Source organism: Nocardioides sp. GCM10023255 (assembly GCF_042653125.1).
Taxonomy (GTDB): Bacteria; Actinomycetota; Actinomycetes; order Propionibacteriales; family Nocardioidaceae; genus Nocardioides.
This window is the reverse complement of record NZ_JBHSHU010000003.1, coordinates 25,729-43,840: the sequence shown is the minus strand read 5'-3', so window position 1 is coordinate 43,840 and position 18,112 is coordinate 25,729. Positions and strand designations below refer to the sequence as shown.

Genomic DNA, 18,112 nt, shown 5'->3' with positions numbered 1-18,112 from the left:
GCCCGGTGGGCGTGCTAGCGGCGGGCAGGAAGCCTGTAGGCGATGCCGTCCATGGAGTGGATGGGCCTGATCCCCATCGCCTCGAGGATGGTCGGCATGATGTCGACCGACCGGACCGGCGCCCGGAGGTCGCGACCGGAGAGGCCGGCCCCGGTGAACACGATCGGGATCCGCTGGGCGGCGCGCTGGATGCCGCCGTGGTCCCCGGCGACGGAGTACGTCGTGTCGTCGGGGAGCGTGGCGATCAGGTCGGGTCCGTAGGGGGCCGCCTCGGTGTCGACGAGCTCGTGGGCCCGGCGCACGAACCACCGTCGTTCGCCGGCGGAGTGCATCCGGCCCCACCTCACCCGGGAGACCCGGTCGAAGTGGTCCCCGTCGCGCCGCCAGACGGCGGTCACGCCGGCCATCGTGCGCATCGCGGCGGCGGCCTCGGCGACCTTGGCCGGCGACTGGTCCTTGAGCCACACGCGCAGCATCGAGTCGCTGTAGGAGAGGCCGACGTTGTCCGTGGCGACCAGCGGGGCCAGTGCGGCCTGGGGCCGGTCGTAGACGTCGTCGTTCTCGGGGTCGCCGTAGTACCAGTTGTTGTAGCCGTAGTCCTGCTCGGGCACCAGGTCGCCGTAGAAGTGGCGGCCGGCGACCGAGCCGTGGTCGGCGGTGAGCACCACGAGGGTGTCGTCGAGGACGCCCTGTGCCCTCAGCTCGGCCATGATCTTGCCGACCTGGCGGTCGGCCGTGGCGGTGGCGGCCCGCATGTGGGTCATCGGGTCGCCGTCGGCGCCCGTGGGTCCCGGGTCGGAGGTGCCGCCCCACATGTGTGCCGCCTTGTCGACGCCGGGGAGGGTCACGAAGATCCCGTTCCAGTCGGCCTCGTGGCGCATGACCTGGACCGCGGCGTCGGCCGCCCAGACGTCGCCACCGCGGTGGGCAGGGTCGTGGCCGGTCACGTAGCGGTCGCTGTCGAGCGGGTAGAGGATCGCCGGGAGCTTCGTGGTGTCGTAGGCGTAGTCCGGGTAGCCGCTGTGCACCCAGAACCGGCTGCAGGGCCCCCGGGTGATGTACGACGGCACGTTGATGCCGGTCGGCATGCGCCACGAGCCGGGGACGCCCGGACAGGCCGGGGCACTCCCGAAGGTGATGATCGAGTCCGAGCCGGCGCCACCGAACGCCCAGGCGGCGTACCCCTTGGGGCTGATCGTGAAGGTCTTGGCCGACGGGTCGGCGGCACCCAAGTAGTCCGCGAGCTTCGGGTAACCGGCCGCCTGCTGCAGGGCGAACATCTCGTCGCTGCCGAAGTTGCTGGTGATGTAGAGCTGGTCGGGGTTGTCCGGCTCCTCGTCCGGCAGCACCCCGGCCACGTCGCGGTAGCCCTCGTCGGTCCAGCCCATGTGCTTCGGGAGCTGGCCGGAGGTGATCACGTTGTGGGTCACCACCGTGACCGACCCGGTGTGGCCCACGTAGCCGTGAGGTGTGTCGACGCCGCGCTGCATCAGGCCCTCGACGTGGCGCATGTCGTACTTCCTGACGATCTGCCTGCTCAGGGAGTCGACGACGATGATGACGACCTTCGTGGGGTGGTCGGCCGCGCGACCGTCCGGCGCCGCGCCGGACGGGTCGACCGGGGCGCTCGCCTCGGCGACGGTCTGGGCACCCGTCGCGGTGAGGGCGATCGCGGCGATGACCGCGGCGATGGTGCGGGGGCGGACACGATGCATGGCGGTTTCCCTCCCGGCGCGGCCGTCTCCCGCGAACCGTGTGCCGAACGTATGCCTCGCGGCCGGCCGCGGGCATCCCCCAGAGAAGGGGTCCGACTCTGTGGCAGGTTGTGTCGTGTCGACGCGTTGCCGTTCGTGGTCAGGGTGAAGGCGGTCGCGAGGACCGCCCCGGAACTGAGGAGAAGTCATGACGCACTACCTGATGTCGGTCCACGGCCCGGCCGAGATGGGCGAGTTCGGCAACTACGGCTCCCGGGAGGAGATGGAGGACGCGTTCGCCGCCACCGGTGCCTTCAACGACAAGCTGCAGGCGGAGGGCTACTGGGTCTTCGCCGGCGGCCTGGAGCCGGCCACGACGGCGACCGTCGTCGACGGCCGGGGCGAGTCGCCCGTGATCACCGACGGCCCCTACCTCGAGAGCAAGGAGGTCATCGGCGGGTTCTGGGTCATCGACGTGCCGGACCTCGACGTGGCGCTCCGGCTCGCGGCGGAGGGGTCGAAGGCGTGCCGGGGCAAGGTCGAGGTCCGCCCGTTCGGCGGCCTGGCCTGAGCCGGCCGGGCGACGACTGACCATGACGGAGACCGGGACGGCGGCCGTCGAGCGGGTCTTCCGCGAGGAGTACGGCCGCCTGATCGCCACGCTCGTCCGCCGCTTCGGCGACATCGACCTCGCCGAGGAGGCGGCGGGCGAGGCGCTCATGATCGCCCTGGAGAGGTGGCCGGAGACCGGCGTGCCTCCCAACCCCGGCGGCTGGCTCACCACCACCGCGGGCAACCGCGCGATCGACCGGATCCGCCGCGAGAAGCTGCGCGACGCCAAGCACCAGGCGGCCCTGATGATCCACGACGACACGCCCCACGAGGCCACCGGACCGGTCGAGGACGACCGGTTGCGGCTGATGTTCACCTGCTGCCACCCGGCGCTCGCGCCCGAGGCGCGGATCGCGCTGACGCTCCGGCTCCTCGGCGGGCTGACGGTGCCCGAGATCGCGCAGGCGTTCCTCGTGCCCGAGACCACGATGGCGCAGCGGATCACCCGGGCGAAGAAGAAGATCGCGGCGGCGAAGGTGCCCTACCGGGTGCCCGAGGCCGCCGACCTCCCCGACCGGCTGGGCGGAGTGCTGGCGGTGCTGTTCCTCGTGTTCAACGAGGGCTACCTGGCCAGCGGTGAGGGTGACCCGGTCCGGGCGGAGCTGACGGGTGAGGCGATCCGGCTGACCCGGGTCCTGCACGGACTCCTCCCCGAGGAGCCGGAGGTGACCGGCCTGCTCGGGCTGCTGGTGCTGATCGAGGCCCGGCGTGAGGCCCGCGTCCGCAACGGCCAGCTGGTCCCGCTGGACGAGCAGGACCGCGCCGGGTGGGACCGCACCCTGGTCGCCGAGGGCCACGGCCTGGTCCGCGAGTGCCTCGCGATCAACCGGCCCGGTCGCTACCAGATACTCGCCGCGATCAACGCCGTGCACACCGACGCTCCCAGGGCCTCGGACACCGACTGGTCACAGGTGGTCGCGCTCTACGACCAGCTGGTCCGGCTCGACCCGTCACCGATCGTCGCGCTGAACAGGGCGGTCGCGGTGGCGGAGCTGGACGGCCCGGACGTCGGCCTCGCCATCGTCGACCGGCTGCCCCTCACCGGCTACCACGCCTGGCACGCCACCCGCGCCGAGCTGCTGCGCAGGCTCGGCCGGAGCACCGAGGCGAAGGAGGCGTACGACGCCGCCATCGCCGCCACCCAGAACTCCGCGGAGCGTGCCTACCTGGGCCGGAAGCGCGGCGAGCTGGTCTGAGCCGGGTCGGGCTCGCGACTCTGGCCGCTCGGCTCGCGTACGTCGGTCAAGCCGTCGCTGAGAGCAGCTGTCCGTACCCGGGGACCGGGACGGGCGACCCGGCCGCCTGCAGCATGCCCCACAGGAGGACCTGGTTGGCCGTGCAGACGGGCCGTGCCAGGGACTCCTCCAGCGCAGCGATGGCCCCCACGCTCCGGAAGCCGTTGCCGCCCACGAACACCGCCTCAGCGGTCTCGGGTGTGTGCACGCGGATCCACTCATGGAGCGCGGCCGGCTCGATGCTCCGCTGGTCGCTCGGAAGGCTGCACGGTGCGTGGGAGACCACCTCGAAACCCTGCGAGGAGAAGTACTCGGCACCGAGCCGGTCGAGCTCCTCGTCGAACCACGGGGGATCGACGACGCTGATCCTGCTCGCGCCGACGTGGCGGAGGGCCTGGACCGCGGCAGCGCAGGTGGGGACGACCGGCACGCCGGATGCGCGGCTCCGGAGTCGCTCGACCAGCTCAGCCTCGGCGGCGGCGCCGGTCACGTAGGCGGAGCTTGTGAAACCGATGCCGATGACCGCAAGCGGTGCGGCGGCGAGCAGCGAGACCGCGTCGTCGATGTGGGGTGGTTCCACGAACGCCGCGACGGGCGCCAGGGGGATCGTCGGATCCATGGCGCCACCCGCCGCCATGGCGCCGAAGGGGACCCGAGCGGCGTGCACACCGATCGTCGCGGGCGCCATGGCCCTGATCTCCGACTCCGGGCCCACGTCCGCGTGCGGCGTGATCACTCCGATGCGGGTGCGGACGTCCCACCCGTCTGGCTGCCACATCGCGGCCTCCCCTCCGGGACGGCACCGGGACGGCCACCGTCACGAGCTCGTCTCCATGACAGCACGGCTGCTGTCATCGCACCACCTCACGATCGCGCGTGGGCCGTCGGCCGCCGAGGCGGTTGGCCGCGGTCAGACGACCAGCGCGACCCGCCCCGAGCCGGTCCCGTCCTGCAGTCGCCGCACCGCGTCATCGGCCTCGGCCAAGGGGTAGCTGCGGTCCAGCACCGGACGGACCTTGCCGGCGGCGACGAGGTCGTTGACCGCCGCCAGGGTGGCGGCATCCTCCTTCGCCACGAAGAAGCCCAGCCGCTGGTGGACGAACGGCGAGAGCAGGGCGGCCGACAGCTGGCGCTGCATGCCCCCGATCCACCGGTCTCCCTCTCCGCCGACGATGACCAGCCGGCCGCGCGGAGCCAGCGCGTGCCGCAGCCGCCTGATGGGAGTCCGACCGAAGACGTCGATGATGACGTCGTACCGGACCCTGCCGTCGGTGAAGTCCTCGCGGGTGTGGTCGACGACGCGGTCGGCCCCCAGCGAGCGGGCCAGGTCCAGGCTCCGGGTGCCGCACACGCCGGTGACCTCCGCCCCCGACGCCTTGGCCACCTGGACCGCGATGCTCCCCACCGCGCCCGTGGCACCCACCACCAGCACGTGGTCGCGGGCGCCGACGTGGGCGTGGTCGCGCACGGCCTGCAGGGCAGCGAACGCCGAGTAGGGCAGCACCGCCGCCTCCTCGAAGGTGAGCCCGTCGGGCTTGGTCGCCACCTTGGCCTCCGGGGCCGCGACGTACTCGGCGTACGCACCTTTCGCAGCGCCGTAGACCTCGTCCCCCGGGCGGAACCGGGTCACGGCCCCGCCGACTGCCTCGACCCGCCCGGCGAAGCTGACACCGGGGACGCCCCGCTTGGGCGACCGTAGGCCCGTGCCCAGTCGCATGAGGTACGGCTGGCCCGTCATGAAGTGCAGGGCACCCCGGTCCACGCCGGCGGCGACCACGTGCACGAGGACGTCGCGATCACCGATCTCGGGCCGGGCGACCTCGCCGACGGACAGCGCGTCCGCCCCGCCGTACCGGTGCTGCACGATGGCTCTCATCTCGACCCTCCAGGAGTGCTGCGTCACCACCATCGTGGACCTGGCGCGAGAGCACGTCATGGGACCTTCGGCACCGGGGCTCCGTGATGACCCGACCTGCCGCCTGAGAGGGTGGCGCCCGTGAAGGACGTCGACCTCGAGACCATCCGCCTGTTCCTGCACGTGCTGGCCGCGACGGTCTGGGTCGGCGGTCAGGTCACGCTCGCCGCGCTGGTGCCCGCCCTGCGCGCCGCCGGCACCGATGTGCCGAAGGCCGCCGCGAACGCCTTCAACCGGATCGCCTGGCCGGCGTTCGGGGTGCTGGTGCTGACGGGCGTCTGGAACGTCGTCGCGGCGGACGACGACAGCGCGGCGTTCCAGAACACGCTGTCGCTGAAGTACGTCCTCGTGCTGGCCTCGGGCGTCACCGCGTACCTGCACGCCCGGGCGACGTCGAAGCGGGGCATGGCGGTGTTCGGCGCGCTCACCGGCCTCACCGCGCTCGCGGCGCTCTTCGTCGGGATCATGCTCGCCGAGTAGCCACGGCCTCGGCCATCAGGCGGGCCAGCCGCAGGGCGTCGGGCGAGCCCGGCAGTTCCTCCAGCGGCACGCGCAGCGGGATCCGCCAGTTCTCGCGGGCCACGGTGCCGGGCACGTTCGGCCGGCGCTCCTCGAGCACGGCGTCCTCCAGAGCCACCGACAGCAGGAGGCAGGGCGCCTGTGCGAGGCGGTGGTACGCCGCGTCGACGGCGTCGCGCGCGGGCGCGGCGTCGTCGAGCTCGCCACCCCGCCGCAACCGGGCGAGCAGGTCGGCGCGGCCGCCGCGGACGTCCTGCTCGCTCATCGAGGTGCTGGCGAGCTGGTCCTCGGCGTCGGAACCGGTCCACAGGCCGGCGACCGTCGGCAGGTCGTGGGTGGTGACCGTGGCCAGCGCGCCCTCGGGCCAGTCGGCCGGCTCGTCGTCCTCGAACCACAGCACCTTGTAGGAGAGGATCCCGCGCTCGGCCAGCGCCTCCCGGACCCCCGGCTCCACCGTGCCGAGGTCCTCACCGACGACGACGGCCTGCGCCCGGTGCGACTCGAGCGCCACGATGTCGAGCAGGTCGTCGGCGGGGTAGCGCACGTAGGCGCCCTCGGTCGCGCCCATGCCGTCGGGGATGCACCAGAGCCGGAAGAGCCCCATCACGTGGTCGATGCGCAGCCCGCCGGCGCCGGCGATCGTGCCGCGCACGGACTGGACGAAGGGCTCGTAGTCCGCGGCCCGGAGCCGCCACGGCACCAGCGGGGGTGAGCCCCAGTCCTGGCCGGTGGTGTTCAGCAGGTCCGGTGGGGCGCCGACGGTGAGGCCGGAGGCCACCTCGTCCTGCCAGGCCCACGCGTCGGCCCCGCCGCCGGACACCCCGATCGGCAGGTCCTGCAGGACGGTCGTGGTGCCGGTCGCGGCGCTGAGCTGGACGTCGAGCTGCCACTGGAGCCAGGCATGGAAGGCGATGCGGTTGCGGTGCGTGGCGGCGTACGCCTCCACCTCCGGCCCGTCCGGGCGGTGGAGGCCCTCGGGCCAGGCCCGCCAGTCGGGGCCCATCTCCTCGGCGAGCGCGCACCAGGTGGCGAACTCCTCCAGGCCGCGGCCCTGCCCGCGCCGCCACGCCGTGAACGTCGGGTCGGCGGCCGCCTCGGCCGAGACGAAGGCCTGCCACAGGGCCGCCCGCTTGAGCGCCCACACGCCGTCGCGGTCGATCAGGTCGGTGGCGTCGAGCCGCGCGCGGGCGCCGTCGTCGAGTGTGGGGGAGAAGCCCGGCACGTCGTCGACCCGCAGGTAGACGGGGTTGCGGAACCGGCGGCTGGCGGGCAGGTAGGGGCTGGCCTCCTGGGGGAGCGTGGGTGCCACCGCGTGCAGCGGGTTCACCAGCAGGAAGCCGGCGCCCAGCGACTCCGACCACTCGCGCAGGGCGCGGAGGTCGCCGAGGTCGCCGATGCCCCAGCTCGACCGCGAGCGGGCAGCGTACAGCTGCACGGTCCAACCCCACTGCTGCGAGTCGGGCAGCCAGCACCGCCCGGGTGAGACGACCAGCCGACGCCACGGTCCGGGCCCGTCCGCGCCGAGCTGCTGGAACCGGTGGTAGCCCAGCGGGAAGTCGTCCGGGACCACGTCGCCGACGCGGCGGACGCGCTCGTCCTCGCACTCGACCACGAGCGGCCCGAGCCCGAGGCGGCGACCCGGTCGGGTCACCACGGGGGCCCGGTCCTCGAGGTCCGGCGGGGGAATGCCGATCGCCGCCCGCAGGGCCGCGACGGACGCGTCGGACGCGACCCGGGGCTTCCCGTAGGCGTCCACCCAGTCCCGCTGGACGCCCCGGTCGTCCGTCCCCACGGCCCTCAGCCGTCCAGCTTCTTGACCACGCGCGCGGGGTTGCCGACGGCCACGACGTTCGCCGGCAGGTCGCGGGTCACGACCGCGCCCGCGCCGACGACGGTGTTCTCGCCGATCGTGACGCCGGGACAGACGATCACGCCGCCGCCGAGCCACACGTTGTCGCCGATGGTGATCGGCTCGGCGGCCTCCCACTTGTCCCGGCGCGGTCCCGGCTCGACCGGGTGGGTGGGCGTCAGCAGCTGGACGTTCGGCCCGATCTGCACGTCGTCGCCGATCGTCACCCGGGCCACGTCGAGGCACACGAGGCCGAAGTTCGCGAACGTCCCGGACCCGATGAAGGTCTGGTAGCCGTAGTCGCAGTGGAACGGCGGCCGGATCTCGGTGTCCTCGCCGATCGCGCCGAGCAGGTCGACCAGGACCTCCCGGCGCTCCAGGGCCGCGTCGGGTGCCAGCTGGTTCAGCCGCTGGCAGAGCGTTCGTGCCCGGAGGCTCTCCCGCGCCAGGTCGGGGTCGTCGGCGATGTAGGGCTCACCCGCGAGCATCCGCTCGCGCATGCTGCGCTCGTCCGTCATGCCCAGATCGTGTCATGCGCGACCCCGGCGGGGCGGTCCTATCGTGGGGTCATGCGGCTGCCGCGGGTACGACGAAGCTTCGTGCTGCCGGGCGTCATCATCGCGCTGTCCGCTCTGGTCGTGGGCGCGGGCGCCGCCGCCGCGTTCGAGTCCGACACCGTCGGCAGCTACTGGGAGGGCCTGTGGTGGGCGCTTGCCCTGATGACGACCGTCGGCTTCGTCGAGGGCACGCCGACCAGCGTGGGCGGTGCGGTGACCTCGGCCCTGCTGATGGTGGCCGGCTTCCTGCTCCTCTCGCTGATCAGCGCCGCCCTCGCCTCGCTGTTCGTCCGCGAGGACGAGGAGCCCGCGGAGGAGCGGGAGGAGGCGCTGGAGCAGCAGGTGCTGGAGCGGCTCGCGGCGATCGAGCAGCGGATCGCCGCGATCGAGCAGCGGCTGGGCGGTGCGGGATCGAGCAGTGAGACACCCGTCCCGCGCTCCGGGACAGGTGGGCTATCGTGAACGGGTCATGATGCGCCAGCTTCTCCTTCGCTGCCGCAGCGAGGTCTGAGCCAGAGCCGGACCCCCTCGCTGCGGAGTGAGCGCGTGCGACCGGCCGCCCAGCACCGACCCAGCGAGGACACCATGACCACTGCATCGAACATCTCGGGTTCCCAGAAGCCCAGCGGCATGCCGGTGGAGCGCTACCGCGCCTACCCGCCGATCGACCTGCCCGACCGGACCTGGCCCACGAGGACGATCACCGAGGCGCCGCGCTGGCTCTCGACCGACCTGCGCGACGGCAACCAGGCGCTCATCGACCCGATGAGCCCGGCCCGCAAGCTGAAGATGTTCGAGCTCCTGGTGAAGATGGGCTACAAGGAGATCGAGGTCGGGTTCCCCTCGGCCAGCGAGACGGACTTCGCGTTCGTCCGCCAGCTCATCGAGCAGGACCGGATCCCCGACGACGTCACGATCTCGGTGCTGACCCAGGCCCGCGAGGACCTGATCGAGCGCAGCGTGCAGTCGCTGGTCGGCGTACCCCGCGCCAACATCCATCTCTACAACGCGCTGGCCCCGCTGTTCCGCCGCGTGGTCTTCCACGCCGGCAAGGACGAGGTCAAGGCGATCGCCACCCGCGGCACCGAGATGGTCATGAAGTACGGCGAGTCGTACCTGGACATGACCGTCATCGGCTACGAGTACAGCCCCGAGATCTTCACCTCCACCGAGCTGCCGTTCAGCCTCGAGGTCTGCGAGGCGGTCTCCGACGTGTGGCAGCCGGAGGACGGTCGCGAGATCATCCTCAACCTGCCCGCGACGGTCGAGTCCGCGACGCCGAACGTCTACGCCGACCAGATCGAGTGGTTCTCCCGCCAGCTGACGCGGCGCGAGAACACCGTCGTCAGCCTCCACCCCCACAACGACCGGGGCACCGCGGTCGCAGCGACCGAGCTGGCCATGATGGCCGGCGCCGACCGGGTCGAGGGCTGCCTGTTCGGCCACGGCGAGCGCACCGGCAACGTCTGCCTGGTGACGCTGGGCATGAACCTCTTCAGCCAGGGCGTCGACCCGATGATCGACTTCTCAGACATCGACGAGATCCGTCGCACGGTGGAGTACTGCACCCAGCTGCCGGTCCACCCGCGCCACCCCTACGCGGGCGACCTCGTCTACACCGCCTTCTCCGGATCCCACCAGGACGCCATCAAGAAGGGACTGGAGGACCTCGACCGGCAGGCCGCCGAGCAGGGCGTCCCGGTCGAGCAGCTGCCGTGGGAGGCGCCGTACCTGCCGATCGACCCGAAGGACGTCGGCCGGTCCTACGAGGCGGTCATCCGCGTCAACAGCCAGTCCGGCAAGGGCGGCGTGGCCTACATCCTCAAGGCCGAGCACAAGCTGGACCTGCCGCGCCGCGCGCAGATCGAGTTCAGCCGCGTGGTCCAGGAGCGCACCGACGCGGAGGGCGGCGAGATGTCGCCCGACGAGATCTGGTCGGTCTTCTCCACCGAGTACCTCCACCGCGAGTCGCCGCTGAAGCTCAACTCCGTGCACACCTCCTCGGCGGCGGGGGAGAAGGACGCGCTCACGGTCAACGTGTACGTCGACGGCGAGCTGCAGACCCTCGAGGGCAGCGGCAACGGCCCGATCGCGGCGTTCGTGAACGCGATCAACGAGCTGCCCGACGCCGACGGCGGCAGCCGCTTCGACGTCCGAGTCCTCGACTACGCCGAGCACGCGCTCTCGTCGGGTGGCGACGCCATCGCGGCGGCGTACGTCGAGTGCCTCGTCGGTGACCAGGTCTTCTGGGGCGTGGGCCTCGACCCCAACATCGTGACGGCCTCGCTCAAGGCCGTGATCAGCGCGGTCAACCGCGCCTGAGCGGGAGCCGCACCGTGAACGTGGTGCCGGCGAGGTGGGCCGACTGCACACCGACCCGGCCCCCGTGCGCGGCGACGATGGCGGCCACGATCGACAGGCCCAGCCCGGTGCCCTGGATCGCGCGCTCCTGGGCCGTCGAGGAGCGGAAGAACTTCTCGAACAGCCCGCCCTGCTCCTCCTCGGGGATGCCGATCCCGGTGTCCCGGACGGTCAGCACGGCCTCGCCGTCCTGCTCCTCGAGGCGGCAGTCGATCTCGCCGCCGTCCTCGGTGAACTTCACGGCGTTGCTGAGCAGGTTGAGGAGCACCCGCTCGAGCTGGGCCCGGTCGCCCAGGGCCGGGAGCGGACCGTCCGGCGGCTCCATCCGCAGCGACAGGTCGCGACCGAGCATGAGCGGGTGCAGCGCCTCCTCGACCGGCTTGAGGAGGGTCGCAAGGTCCACGGACTCCCGCTCCCACGGGACGGCGCCGGAGTCCAGCCCGCTGAGCAGCAGCAGGTCGTTGCAGATCACGATCAGCCGCTGACCGTTGCGGGCGATGGTGTCCAGCAGCGGAAGCTGCTCGGGCGCGGGGTCCACGAACGAGCCGTCCTGGAGCATCTCGGTGTAGCCGACGATGCTGGTCACGGGTGTCCGCAGCTCGTGGCTCACGGTCGAGACGAACTCGTTCTTGGCCTCGTCGAGCTGGCGCAGCCGCTCCACGGCCGTGCGCTCCTTGTCCAGCGCGGCGACGAGGAGCTCCTGGTTCTGCCGCTGCTCGGTCACGTCGCGCCCGACGCAGAGGAAGCCGATCGACGAGCCCGCGCTGTCCGCGGTGACGCTCAGCGTCATCGAGACCGTGTGCCGCCGGCCGTCCCTGGCCACCCAGGTCCAGTCCCGCACCCGTCCGGCGCGCTCCGGTCCCAGCGACGACTCCAGCGACGACTCCAGCGACGACTCCTGCGACGACCGCAGCGAGGACGTCAGCGCGGCGAAGGCCGCGTCGGCGTCGCGGGTGCCCGTGCGCGCCTCGAGCTGCTCGGGCGCGAGCAGGGTGACGAAGGGCTGTCCGAGCATGTCGGTGTAGTGGAACCCCAGCAGGTTCTGGGCTCCTGAGTTGAAGACCGTGATCCGGCCGGAGTGGTCGATCCCGATGATGGCGGTGGTGACCGCGGCCTCGAGCAGGTGGACCACCATGCCCGCGGCGGTGCGCTCCGCGGTGACGTCGACGCCCGTGAGCACGGCGTACTGCGGCCGGTCCTGCTCGTCACGCACGACGTCGTCGTTCCAGACGATGCGCCGCTTCTCGCCGCTCCGGGTCAGGGCCTCCACCTCACGGGGCTGCGCGGTGCCGATCCGCTCGAAGACCGCCGACGCGTCGGACGCGGCGAACGGGGTGAACGTGGTGTCCCACACCGGGGTTCCGACCAGCTCGTCCTCGCGGTAGCCGGTGAGCTCGGTCGTCGCGGCGTTGACCCGGACGATCGTGCCGGCGAGGTCGGTGACCAGGATGATGCACGCGGCCGTGTCGAGCGTGGCGTTGGTGAGCCTCTCGGCCTCCTTGAGCCGGCGCAGGGCGTCGTACTCGGCGGTGACGTCCTGCATCTGCACGGAGAACGTCGGTTCCGGGTCGCCGTAGAGCAGGGAGAGGGCGACGTTGACGCGGGCCCGGGGCCGGCCGGTCAGGCCGACCTGGGCCTTCCAGCCCTCGAGGTCGCCGGCCAGCATCTGCCCGGCGACGTCGTCGAGCCGGACCGAGGTGTCGAGGACGTCGTCGAGACGGCGCCCGACCAGGTCCGCCTGGTCCGCGCCGAGCAGGCCCGCGGCGGTGTCGTTGCTCTCGACGATCTGGAGCTCCGACCCGTGGCGACGCAGCAGCAGCATGCCGACGAGGGACTCGGTGAAGTTGCGGCGGAACAGCAGCTCGCTGGCGCTGACCCGGCTGAGCAGGCGGCCGCGCTGCTCGGCCGCGATCGCCAGCGGCACCGACATCAGCGCCGCACACAGGAGGTAGACCTGGGTGAGCAGCCCGGCCGTCGCGGCGCCGATGTCGCCGTCGGCCAGGCTGGTGCCGAACGGGCCGTACCCGTGGGCGGTCAGGTACGTCGTGGCGACGCTGAGGCCGGCCAGCTGCCAGGCCACCGTGCGCAGGTCGAAGCGGAGGGCCGCCCAGACGAGGAACGGCAGCGGCACGAACGTGACCGGCAGCGCCTGCGAGGGTGAGAAGACCAGCGTCGTGACGACCACCAGCGCCAGCAGCTGCAGCAGCAGCTCGCCGTGGCGCATCGGGCGCGCCGCCCGGCGCGGGGGCCCGGTGACGACGCGGGCGGAGAGGGCGACCGGGACGAGCACGAGCGTCGACGCCGCGTGGGAGGCGAGCACGGAGCGCCAGCTCTCCAGGAACCCGCCACCGTCGAGTGCGACGACTGCGAGCGCTGCGCCGGTGGCGATCGTGGCACCGCCGAGCAGCGCGGCCGCGACGAGGCGGACGAAGTCGTCGAGGCTCTCGAGCCGGGGACGGTCGCGACCCTCCGTGCGCAGCACCGCGGCGGCGACGACCGCCTCGGCCGCGTTGGCCATGCCGAACAGCATCGAGATCGGCAGGTCGCGGCCACCGGTGAGGTTCGCCAGGCCGCTGGAGACGACGATGCCGGCCGCGAGCAGCGCCCACCGCCGTCGGGGCGAGAGCGCCACCAGGGCGACGGCGATGCCGGCCGCCGGCCACCAGGTCGCCACCGGGTCTCCTGCGGGCGCGAACAGGACGGCGCCGACGCCGGCGAGGTAGACCGCCACGAGCATCCCGAGCGACACCAGCCAGGCCGGGCACCGGGGGCCGGACGTGGTCATGGGGGACAGTGTCGACCACGCCTGCGCCGGGACCGGCACCGGCTCGCCGGTCGGCGGCGCGACGCCCTCAGGAACCGGCCCCCAGGATGCAGGCCAGGGCCCGGCGTTCGAAGCCGAGCGAGCGGTAGACGCTGGCGGCCTCGTCGGACGCGGCGGTGAGGAACACGTCGTGGACCCCGGCCTCCCGACACGCACGCACGAGCGCCGCGGTGACGGCCGACCCCAGGCCGCGCCGCCGCGCACCCGGCAGGGTCGCGATGCCCATCAGCTCGGCGGTGTCCTCACGTGGCGCGGCGGTGCCGGTCGCCACCAGGGTCCCGGACCCGTCGTACGCCGCCACGACGACCAGCAGTCCCCGCTCGACCAGGCGCCGGCGCACGCCCGGGTCCTGGGGGGTGACCTCGTCGCGCCCGCCGAACGCCGCGCTGGCGACCCCCAGCGCGAGGGGCAGGTCCGGGTCGTCGGCGGCGAGGACGCGCGTCGCCCCGGTCGTGGCACGGAGGTCGGCCGGGCGCGGCAGCACCAGCAGCGGGCAGAGGTCGAGCTGGTGCGGGCCGCCCACCGCGGCGCGCACGGCCGGCAGCAGCGACGGGGTGGTGTCGTCGACCCACTCGACGGCGCCCGGCACGCCGAGCTCGGCCTGGCGCGCGAGGACGCGGCGTACGTCGTCGGGCCGGACGTCGCGGTCGAGGCCGAGCCGTGGCCGGGCGTAGAACTGCCACCCGGTGGCCGGGTCGGCCACGAAGAGCGTGAACGGTCCGACCTCCTCCACGGTCGCGACCGGCCGGGGGACTGCATCGTAGTAGCGCTCGATCTGGCTCAGGTCCACGAGGAGAAAGGTCCCAGCCGGCTCGCCGGGCAGCAACTACATTGCAGTGCATGCTGGTCTCCGAGCGCATTGGGCAGTTCTTCGTCGAGGGCGACAGCGGTCGCGACCGGCTGGAGTACACCGAGTACGGCGCGGGCGACTCCTGGGTGGTGCTGCTGCACGGCCAGCTGATGCCCCGCCGCATGCACCAGCCGCTGGCCCGGGCGCTGGCCGCCGAGGGCCTGCACGTGGTCACGCTCGACCTGCTGGGGCACGGAAGGTCGGACCGGCCGGCCGACCCGCTGGTCTACTCGATGACCGCGTTCGCCGAGCAGGTCGTCGCGCTGCTGGACCACCTCGGCGCACCCCAGGCCGTGGTCGGCGGCAAGTCGCTCGGCGCGAACGTCTCGCTCGAGGTGGCCGTGCTGGCCCCGGACCGGGTGCGCGGGCTGATCGTGGAGATGCCGGTGCTCAACAACGCCCTCGAGGTCGGGATCCTGACCTTCGGGCCGCTGCTGTTCGCCTCCCGGTTCCTGCCGTTCACCGTCAACGGCCTGCGGCTGCTGACCCGACCGATCCCGCGCGGCCTGGTGCCGTTCTGGGTGGGGATCGGGCTGGACACCCTCGACCAGCGGGCCGACTCCGTCGCGGCGGTCGTGCACGGCCTGTTCTTCGGTCGGGTCGCCCCGCCCTCGAGCCAGCGGCGCACGATCACGGCTCCGGCGCTGGTGGTCGGCCACCCGATCGACCCGCTGCACCCGGCCGCCGACGCGGCCATGCTCGCCGAGGAGATGCCGCGGGCGACGTTCGTGCGCGCCCGGAGCATCCTCGAGTGGCGGATGACCCCCGACCGGCTGAACCGGGCGGCGATCGGCTTCGCGCTGGGCTGCTGGAAGAGCCCTCGACGGTCGGGCAGGGTCAGCAGGAGCCGACCATGAAGCCGGCCCGGAAGAGCGTGTCCTCGCCGCGGATCATCTCGACGTAGCCCTGGTCGACGAAGACCACGCGCGCGCGGTTCTCGCCGATCATGTCCACCCGGACCGGACCGTCGACGTCGAGGCACTTCGCCAGCTCGAGGTGGCTGTTCTTGTCCGGGTCGCACACGTCCTCGGGGTCGGTGAGGTCCGGGTCGTAGGGCGCGGCGTCCGCGCAGCGCCGGTCCTGGAGGGCGCTGACGTAGTCCAGGCCCGCCTCCTTGAACGCGTCCTTGTAGTCGTCGCTCCCGCCCGCGCCGCCGCGCAGCAGCACGACGCCGAGCGCGACGGCGAGGACGACGGCGAGTGCGGCGACGCTCGCGAGCACCGCGGTCCCCGGACGGTGCCGGCCGCCGTCCCGGGCGGGCGCCGCGGGTGCGCCCGATGCCGGGGGAGCTGCCGCGGGCTGGGTCGTGGGCGCCGGCGCGGGCGGCGGGGCGACCCCGCGACAGGCGTCGGTCAGGGCGCGCGCGAAGCTGCGCACGTCCGGCCAGCGGTGGTCGGGATCGGGCTCCATCGCGCGGATCACGACCTGGTCGACCGCGGGCGGGACCGCCCGCAGCGTGGTCACCGGTGCCGGGCGCTCACCGGGGAAGCGGCGGGCCCGCGGCGGCTGCCCGGTCAGCAGCGCCCAGGCCACCGCCCCGAGCGCGTAGACGTCGGCACGGGCGTCGATGACCGCGGCGTCGTCCATCTGCTCGGGAGCCATGTACGACGGGGTCCCCACCGACCGGGTCACGCCCGAGTCGGGCGTGATGGCCTTGGCCACGCCGAGGTCGGCCACCATCAGTCGCCGTGCGCCCGAGGAGTCGGAGGCGAGCAGCAGGTTGGCGGGCTTGATGTCGCGGTGCACGATCCCGACGGCGTGCAGTGCGGCGAGCCCCTCGGCCGCCTGGGTGACCACCTCCACCAGCTCGTCCGGGCCGACGCCCGCACCGGGGCCAGGTCGGCGACCGAGCCGTCGTCGGCGTACGACATCACGAAGTAGGGCGTGTCACCGTCGGTGACGCCCACGTCGTGCACGTGCACCACGTGCGGGGACCGGGCCCGGCGCAGCAGTCTCGACTCGGCCAGGAACCGCTCGCGGATCTCGGGGTCGCCCGCCCAGTTGTCGGCCAGGCACTTCACCGCGACGTCGGAGTCCAGCTCGTCGTCGCGGTAGAGCCAGACGGTCGCGAAGCCGCCCGCGCCGATCCTGCGGATCCGGCGGAGACGTCCGAGCTGCTCAGGTGCCGACACGCACGGGAGTCTGTCCCACGGTGCCGGTTCCAAACGGCGGCGGGGGCAGAATGGGGAGGTGCTCTACCGTGACGAGGCGATCGTGCTGCGCACCCACAAGCTGGGTGAGGCCGACCGCATCATCACGCTGCTGACCCGCCAGCACGGTCGGGTGCGGGCGGTGGCCAAGGGCGTGCGCCGCACCACCTCGCGCTTCGGGTCGCGCCTGGAGCCGTTCACGCACGTCGACCTTCAGCTGGCCGAGGGCCGCAACCTCGACGTCGTCACCCAGGCCGAGACGCTGACCCCGTTCTCCTCCGGGCTCGGCCTCGACTACGACCGCTACACCGCCGGGACCGTCATGCTCGAGACGGCCGACCGGCTGGTGACCGAGGAGAAGGAGCCGTCGGTCCAGCAGTTCCTGCTGCTGGTGGGCGGCCTGCGCGCGATGGTGGGCGGGCGGCACGGGCCGAGCCAGGTCCTCGACTCCTACCTGCTGCGCTCGCTGGCGGTGGCGGGGTACGCACCGTCGTTCGAGCACTGCGCCCGGTGCGGGCTCGAGGGGCCGCACCGGTGGTTCAACCCGTCCATGGGCGGGGTGCTCTGCTCGACCTGCCGGGTCCCCGGCTCGGCGAGCCCCGCGCCCGAGACCGTGGCCGTCCTCGGAGCGCTGCTGGCCGGTGACTGGCCGGTGGTGGACGCGGCCGACCAGCGGCACCTGCGGGAGGCGAGCGGCCTGGTGTCGGCGTACCTCGCCTGGCACCTCGAGCGCGCGCTGCGGTCGATGGCCTACGTCGAGCGCTGATCCGACCGGTCAGCCGCGTCGAGGGCGTCACGACCGTAGATCGTCACGGCCCACACCTCGCACATCGTCGGCACGACGTCCTCGAGCGGGGGATACGGCGGCCGGCCGAAGGCGTCGAGCAGCACGCTCTCGTTCATCCGCACCAGCGCCTCGGCGACCTTCTCGGGGGAGCGGACCCCGCTCGCGCCCGCCGCCACGTCGGCGCGGATCCGGTCCGCGGTGACGGCGACGAAGTACCGCACCATCTCGTCGCGGGCGGCGCTGATCTCGACGTCGTACGCCGCGGAGTCGGCGATCGCCTGCATCAGGCGCCCGTGCTCGCGCATCGCCTCGGCCAGCTCGGTGAGCCCCGCGCGCAGCTCCTCGACGGCCCCGCCGGCGCCCGCCTTCCACGTCCGGCCGGTCTCGCGGACGCCGACGCTCACCTGCTCGAGCATCGCGAGCAGCAGCGTGTGCCGGTCGTCGAAGTGCCGGTAGAAGGCCGTGCGGGAGAGGCCGGCGGCACTCATGACGTCCTCGAGCCGCAGGTCGTGCCAGCGGTGCTCCTCGAGGAGACGGGAGGCAGCGTCGAGGATCCGTTGCCGGGCGTCCCGGCGCTCCCGCCGTTGCCGGTCCGCGCGCCCAGTCGGAGTCGCCATCAGGCGAAGCCTACGCAGGCGGGCAAGTTGGGCCTATGCTCTGCGACACCGCGTGTGACGTCGCGTCACCGCGATCGGGGGCCAGTCGGGCCGGCCGGTACAGGGGGCGGCCGGGCCGACTGGTCACCACGTCCGGCCCACG

Annotated in this window: 17 protein-coding genes; 7 read left to right on the top strand and 10 right to left on the bottom strand. The window is 73.0% G+C overall.

Annotated elements, in window-relative coordinates; all coding sequences use genetic code 11:
* Positions 1-14: 14 nt before the first annotated feature.
* Positions 15-1,715, bottom strand: a complete 1,701-nt coding sequence (locus tag ACFO9I_RS03940; RefSeq protein ID WP_379178017.1) for an alkaline phosphatase family protein — start codon at positions 1,713-1,715, stop codon at positions 15-17.
* A 187-nt stretch (positions 1,716-1,902) separates the two neighbouring features.
* On the opposite strand from ACFO9I_RS03940, the gene ACFO9I_RS03935 reads away from it, so the two are divergent.
* Both ACFO9I_RS03935 and ACFO9I_RS03930 read left to right on the top strand, forming a co-directional pair.
* Positions 1,903-2,265 (top strand): YciI family protein, encoded by a 363-nt coding sequence (locus ACFO9I_RS03935; RefSeq protein WP_379178015.1) that lies wholly within the window; start codon positions 1,903-1,905, stop codon positions 2,263-2,265.
* A 22-nt stretch (positions 2,266-2,287) separates the two neighbouring features.
* Complete coding sequence (locus ACFO9I_RS03930; protein ID WP_379178013.1) at positions 2,288-3,502, top strand: RNA polymerase sigma factor; 1,215 nt, start codon at positions 2,288-2,290, stop codon at positions 3,500-3,502.
* Between the two features lie 46 nt (positions 3,503-3,548).
* Here ACFO9I_RS03930 and ACFO9I_RS03925 read toward each other — a convergent pair whose 3' ends face one another.
* Together ACFO9I_RS03925 and ACFO9I_RS03920 are read right to left on the bottom strand one after the other, a co-directional pair.
* On the bottom strand, positions 3,549-4,319 hold the full coding sequence (locus tag ACFO9I_RS03925; protein WP_379178011.1) for a maleate cis-trans isomerase: 771 nt from the start codon (positions 4,317-4,319) through the stop codon (positions 3,549-3,551).
* Positions 4,320-4,451: 132 nt separating this feature from the next.
* Positions 4,452-5,417 carry an NAD(P)-dependent alcohol dehydrogenase gene (locus ACFO9I_RS03920; RefSeq protein WP_379178009.1) on the bottom strand — a complete coding sequence of 322 codons (966 nt, stop codon included), beginning with the start codon at positions 5,415-5,417 and terminating at the stop codon, positions 4,452-4,454.
* A gap of 120 nt (positions 5,418-5,537) precedes the next feature.
* Between ACFO9I_RS03920 and ACFO9I_RS03915 the strand changes: the two genes are divergently transcribed.
* Positions 5,538-5,936: a hypothetical protein gene (locus ACFO9I_RS03915; RefSeq protein WP_379178007.1), complete on the top strand. Its 399-nt coding sequence runs from the start codon at positions 5,538-5,540 to the stop codon at positions 5,934-5,936.
* Here the strand turns inward: ACFO9I_RS03915 and malQ are convergent.
* Positions 5,920-7,767, bottom strand: coding sequence for a 4-alpha-glucanotransferase (gene malQ, locus ACFO9I_RS03910; RefSeq protein ID WP_379178005.1), 1,848 nt, complete (start codon positions 7,765-7,767; stop codon positions 5,920-5,922). The genes ACFO9I_RS03915 and malQ overlap by 17 nt on opposite strands.
* A 5-nt stretch (positions 7,768-7,772) precedes the next feature.
* Positions 7,773-8,342 (bottom strand): sugar O-acetyltransferase, encoded by a 570-nt coding sequence (locus tag ACFO9I_RS03905; RefSeq protein WP_379178003.1) that lies wholly within the window; start codon positions 8,340-8,342, stop codon positions 7,773-7,775.
* Between the two features lie 51 nt (positions 8,343-8,393).
* Between ACFO9I_RS03905 and ACFO9I_RS03900 the strand changes: the two genes are divergently transcribed.
* Together ACFO9I_RS03900 and leuA are read left to right on the top strand one after the other, a co-directional pair.
* A complete protein-coding gene (locus tag ACFO9I_RS03900) occupies positions 8,394-8,843 on the top strand; it encodes an ion channel (RefSeq protein WP_379178001.1) in 450 nt (149 codons plus the stop codon).
* Between the two features lie 123 nt (positions 8,844-8,966).
* Positions 8,967-10,703: a 2-isopropylmalate synthase gene (leuA, locus tag ACFO9I_RS03895; protein ID WP_379177999.1), complete on the top strand. Its 1,737-nt coding sequence runs from the start codon at positions 8,967-8,969 to the stop codon at positions 10,701-10,703.
* Here leuA and ACFO9I_RS03890 read toward each other — a convergent pair.
* Together ACFO9I_RS03890 and ACFO9I_RS03885 are read right to left on the bottom strand one after the other, a co-directional pair.
* Positions 10,690-13,527, bottom strand: coding sequence for a PAS domain S-box protein (locus ACFO9I_RS03890; protein ID WP_379177997.1), 2,838 nt, complete (start codon positions 13,525-13,527; stop codon positions 10,690-10,692). The two genes, leuA and ACFO9I_RS03890, sit on opposite strands and share 14 nt — an antisense overlap.
* Positions 13,528-13,594: 67 nt before the next feature.
* The gene (locus ACFO9I_RS03885; RefSeq protein ID WP_379177995.1) at positions 13,595-14,356 is read right to left on the bottom strand and encodes a GNAT family N-acetyltransferase; all 762 of its coding nucleotides are present in this window, start codon (positions 14,354-14,356) and stop codon (positions 13,595-13,597) included.
* Positions 14,357-14,406: 50 nt separating this feature from the next.
* Here ACFO9I_RS03885 and ACFO9I_RS03880 point away from each other — a divergent pair, with 50 nt between their 5' ends.
* Positions 14,407-15,273: an alpha/beta fold hydrolase gene (locus ACFO9I_RS03880; RefSeq protein WP_379177993.1), complete on the top strand. Its 867-nt coding sequence runs from the start codon at positions 14,407-14,409 to the stop codon at positions 15,271-15,273.
* Here ACFO9I_RS03880 and ACFO9I_RS03875 read toward each other — a convergent pair.
* On the bottom strand, positions 15,254-16,213 hold the full coding sequence (locus ACFO9I_RS03875) for a serine/threonine-protein kinase (RefSeq protein ID WP_379177991.1): 960 nt from the start codon (positions 16,211-16,213) through the stop codon (positions 15,254-15,256). The two genes, ACFO9I_RS03880 and ACFO9I_RS03875, sit on opposite strands and share 20 nt — an antisense overlap.
* Positions 16,096-16,548 (bottom strand): protein kinase domain-containing protein, encoded by a 453-nt coding sequence (locus ACFO9I_RS03870; protein WP_379177989.1) that lies wholly within the window; start codon positions 16,546-16,548, stop codon positions 16,096-16,098. The genes ACFO9I_RS03875 and ACFO9I_RS03870 overlap by 118 nt, the downstream gene beginning before the upstream one ends.
* 58 nt (positions 16,549-16,606) lie before the next feature.
* On the opposite strand from ACFO9I_RS03870, the gene recO reads away from it, so the two are divergent.
* A complete protein-coding gene (gene recO / locus ACFO9I_RS03865; protein ID WP_379177987.1) occupies positions 16,607-17,332 on the top strand; it encodes a DNA repair protein RecO in 726 nt (241 codons plus the stop codon).
* Here the strand turns inward: recO and ACFO9I_RS03860 are convergent.
* Positions 17,317-17,970 (bottom strand): TetR/AcrR family transcriptional regulator, encoded by a 654-nt coding sequence (locus ACFO9I_RS03860; protein ID WP_379177985.1) that lies wholly within the window; start codon positions 17,968-17,970, stop codon positions 17,317-17,319. The two genes, recO and ACFO9I_RS03860, sit on opposite strands and share 16 nt — an antisense overlap.
* Positions 17,971-18,112 lie beyond the last annotated feature (142 nt).

Coding starts and splice junctions, on each gene's coding strand:
- ACFO9I_RS03940 (WP_379178017.1), bottom strand. CDS start 1,715: ATGCATCGTGTCCGCCCCCGCACCATCGCCGCGGTCATCGCCGCGATC.
- ACFO9I_RS03935 (WP_379178015.1), top strand. CDS start 1,903: ATGACGCACTACCTGATGTCGGTCCACGGCCCGGCCGAGATGGGCGAG.
- ACFO9I_RS03930 (WP_379178013.1), top strand. CDS start 2,288: ATGACGGAGACCGGGACGGCGGCCGTCGAGCGGGTCTTCCGCGAGGAG.
- ACFO9I_RS03925 (WP_379178011.1), bottom strand. CDS start 4,319: ATGTGGCAGCCAGACGGGTGGGACGTCCGCACCCGCATCGGAGTGATC.
- ACFO9I_RS03920 (WP_379178009.1), bottom strand. CDS start 5,417: ATGAGAGCCATCGTGCAGCACCGGTACGGCGGGGCGGACGCGCTGTCC.
- ACFO9I_RS03905 (WP_379178003.1), bottom strand. CDS start 8,342: ATGACGGACGAGCGCAGCATGCGCGAGCGGATGCTCGCGGGTGAGCCC.
- ACFO9I_RS03900 (WP_379178001.1), top strand. CDS start 8,394: ATGCGGCTGCCGCGGGTACGACGAAGCTTCGTGCTGCCGGGCGTCATC.
- leuA (WP_379177999.1), top strand. CDS start 8,967: ATGACCACTGCATCGAACATCTCGGGTTCCCAGAAGCCCAGCGGCATG.
- ACFO9I_RS03890 (WP_379177997.1), bottom strand. CDS start 13,527: ATGACCACGTCCGGCCCCCGGTGCCCGGCCTGGCTGGTGTCGCTCGGG.
- ACFO9I_RS03880 (WP_379177993.1), top strand. CDS start 14,407: ATGCTGGTCTCCGAGCGCATTGGGCAGTTCTTCGTCGAGGGCGACAGC.
- ACFO9I_RS03860 (WP_379177985.1), bottom strand. CDS start 17,970: ATGGCGACTCCGACTGGGCGCGCGGACCGGCAACGGCGGGAGCGCCGG.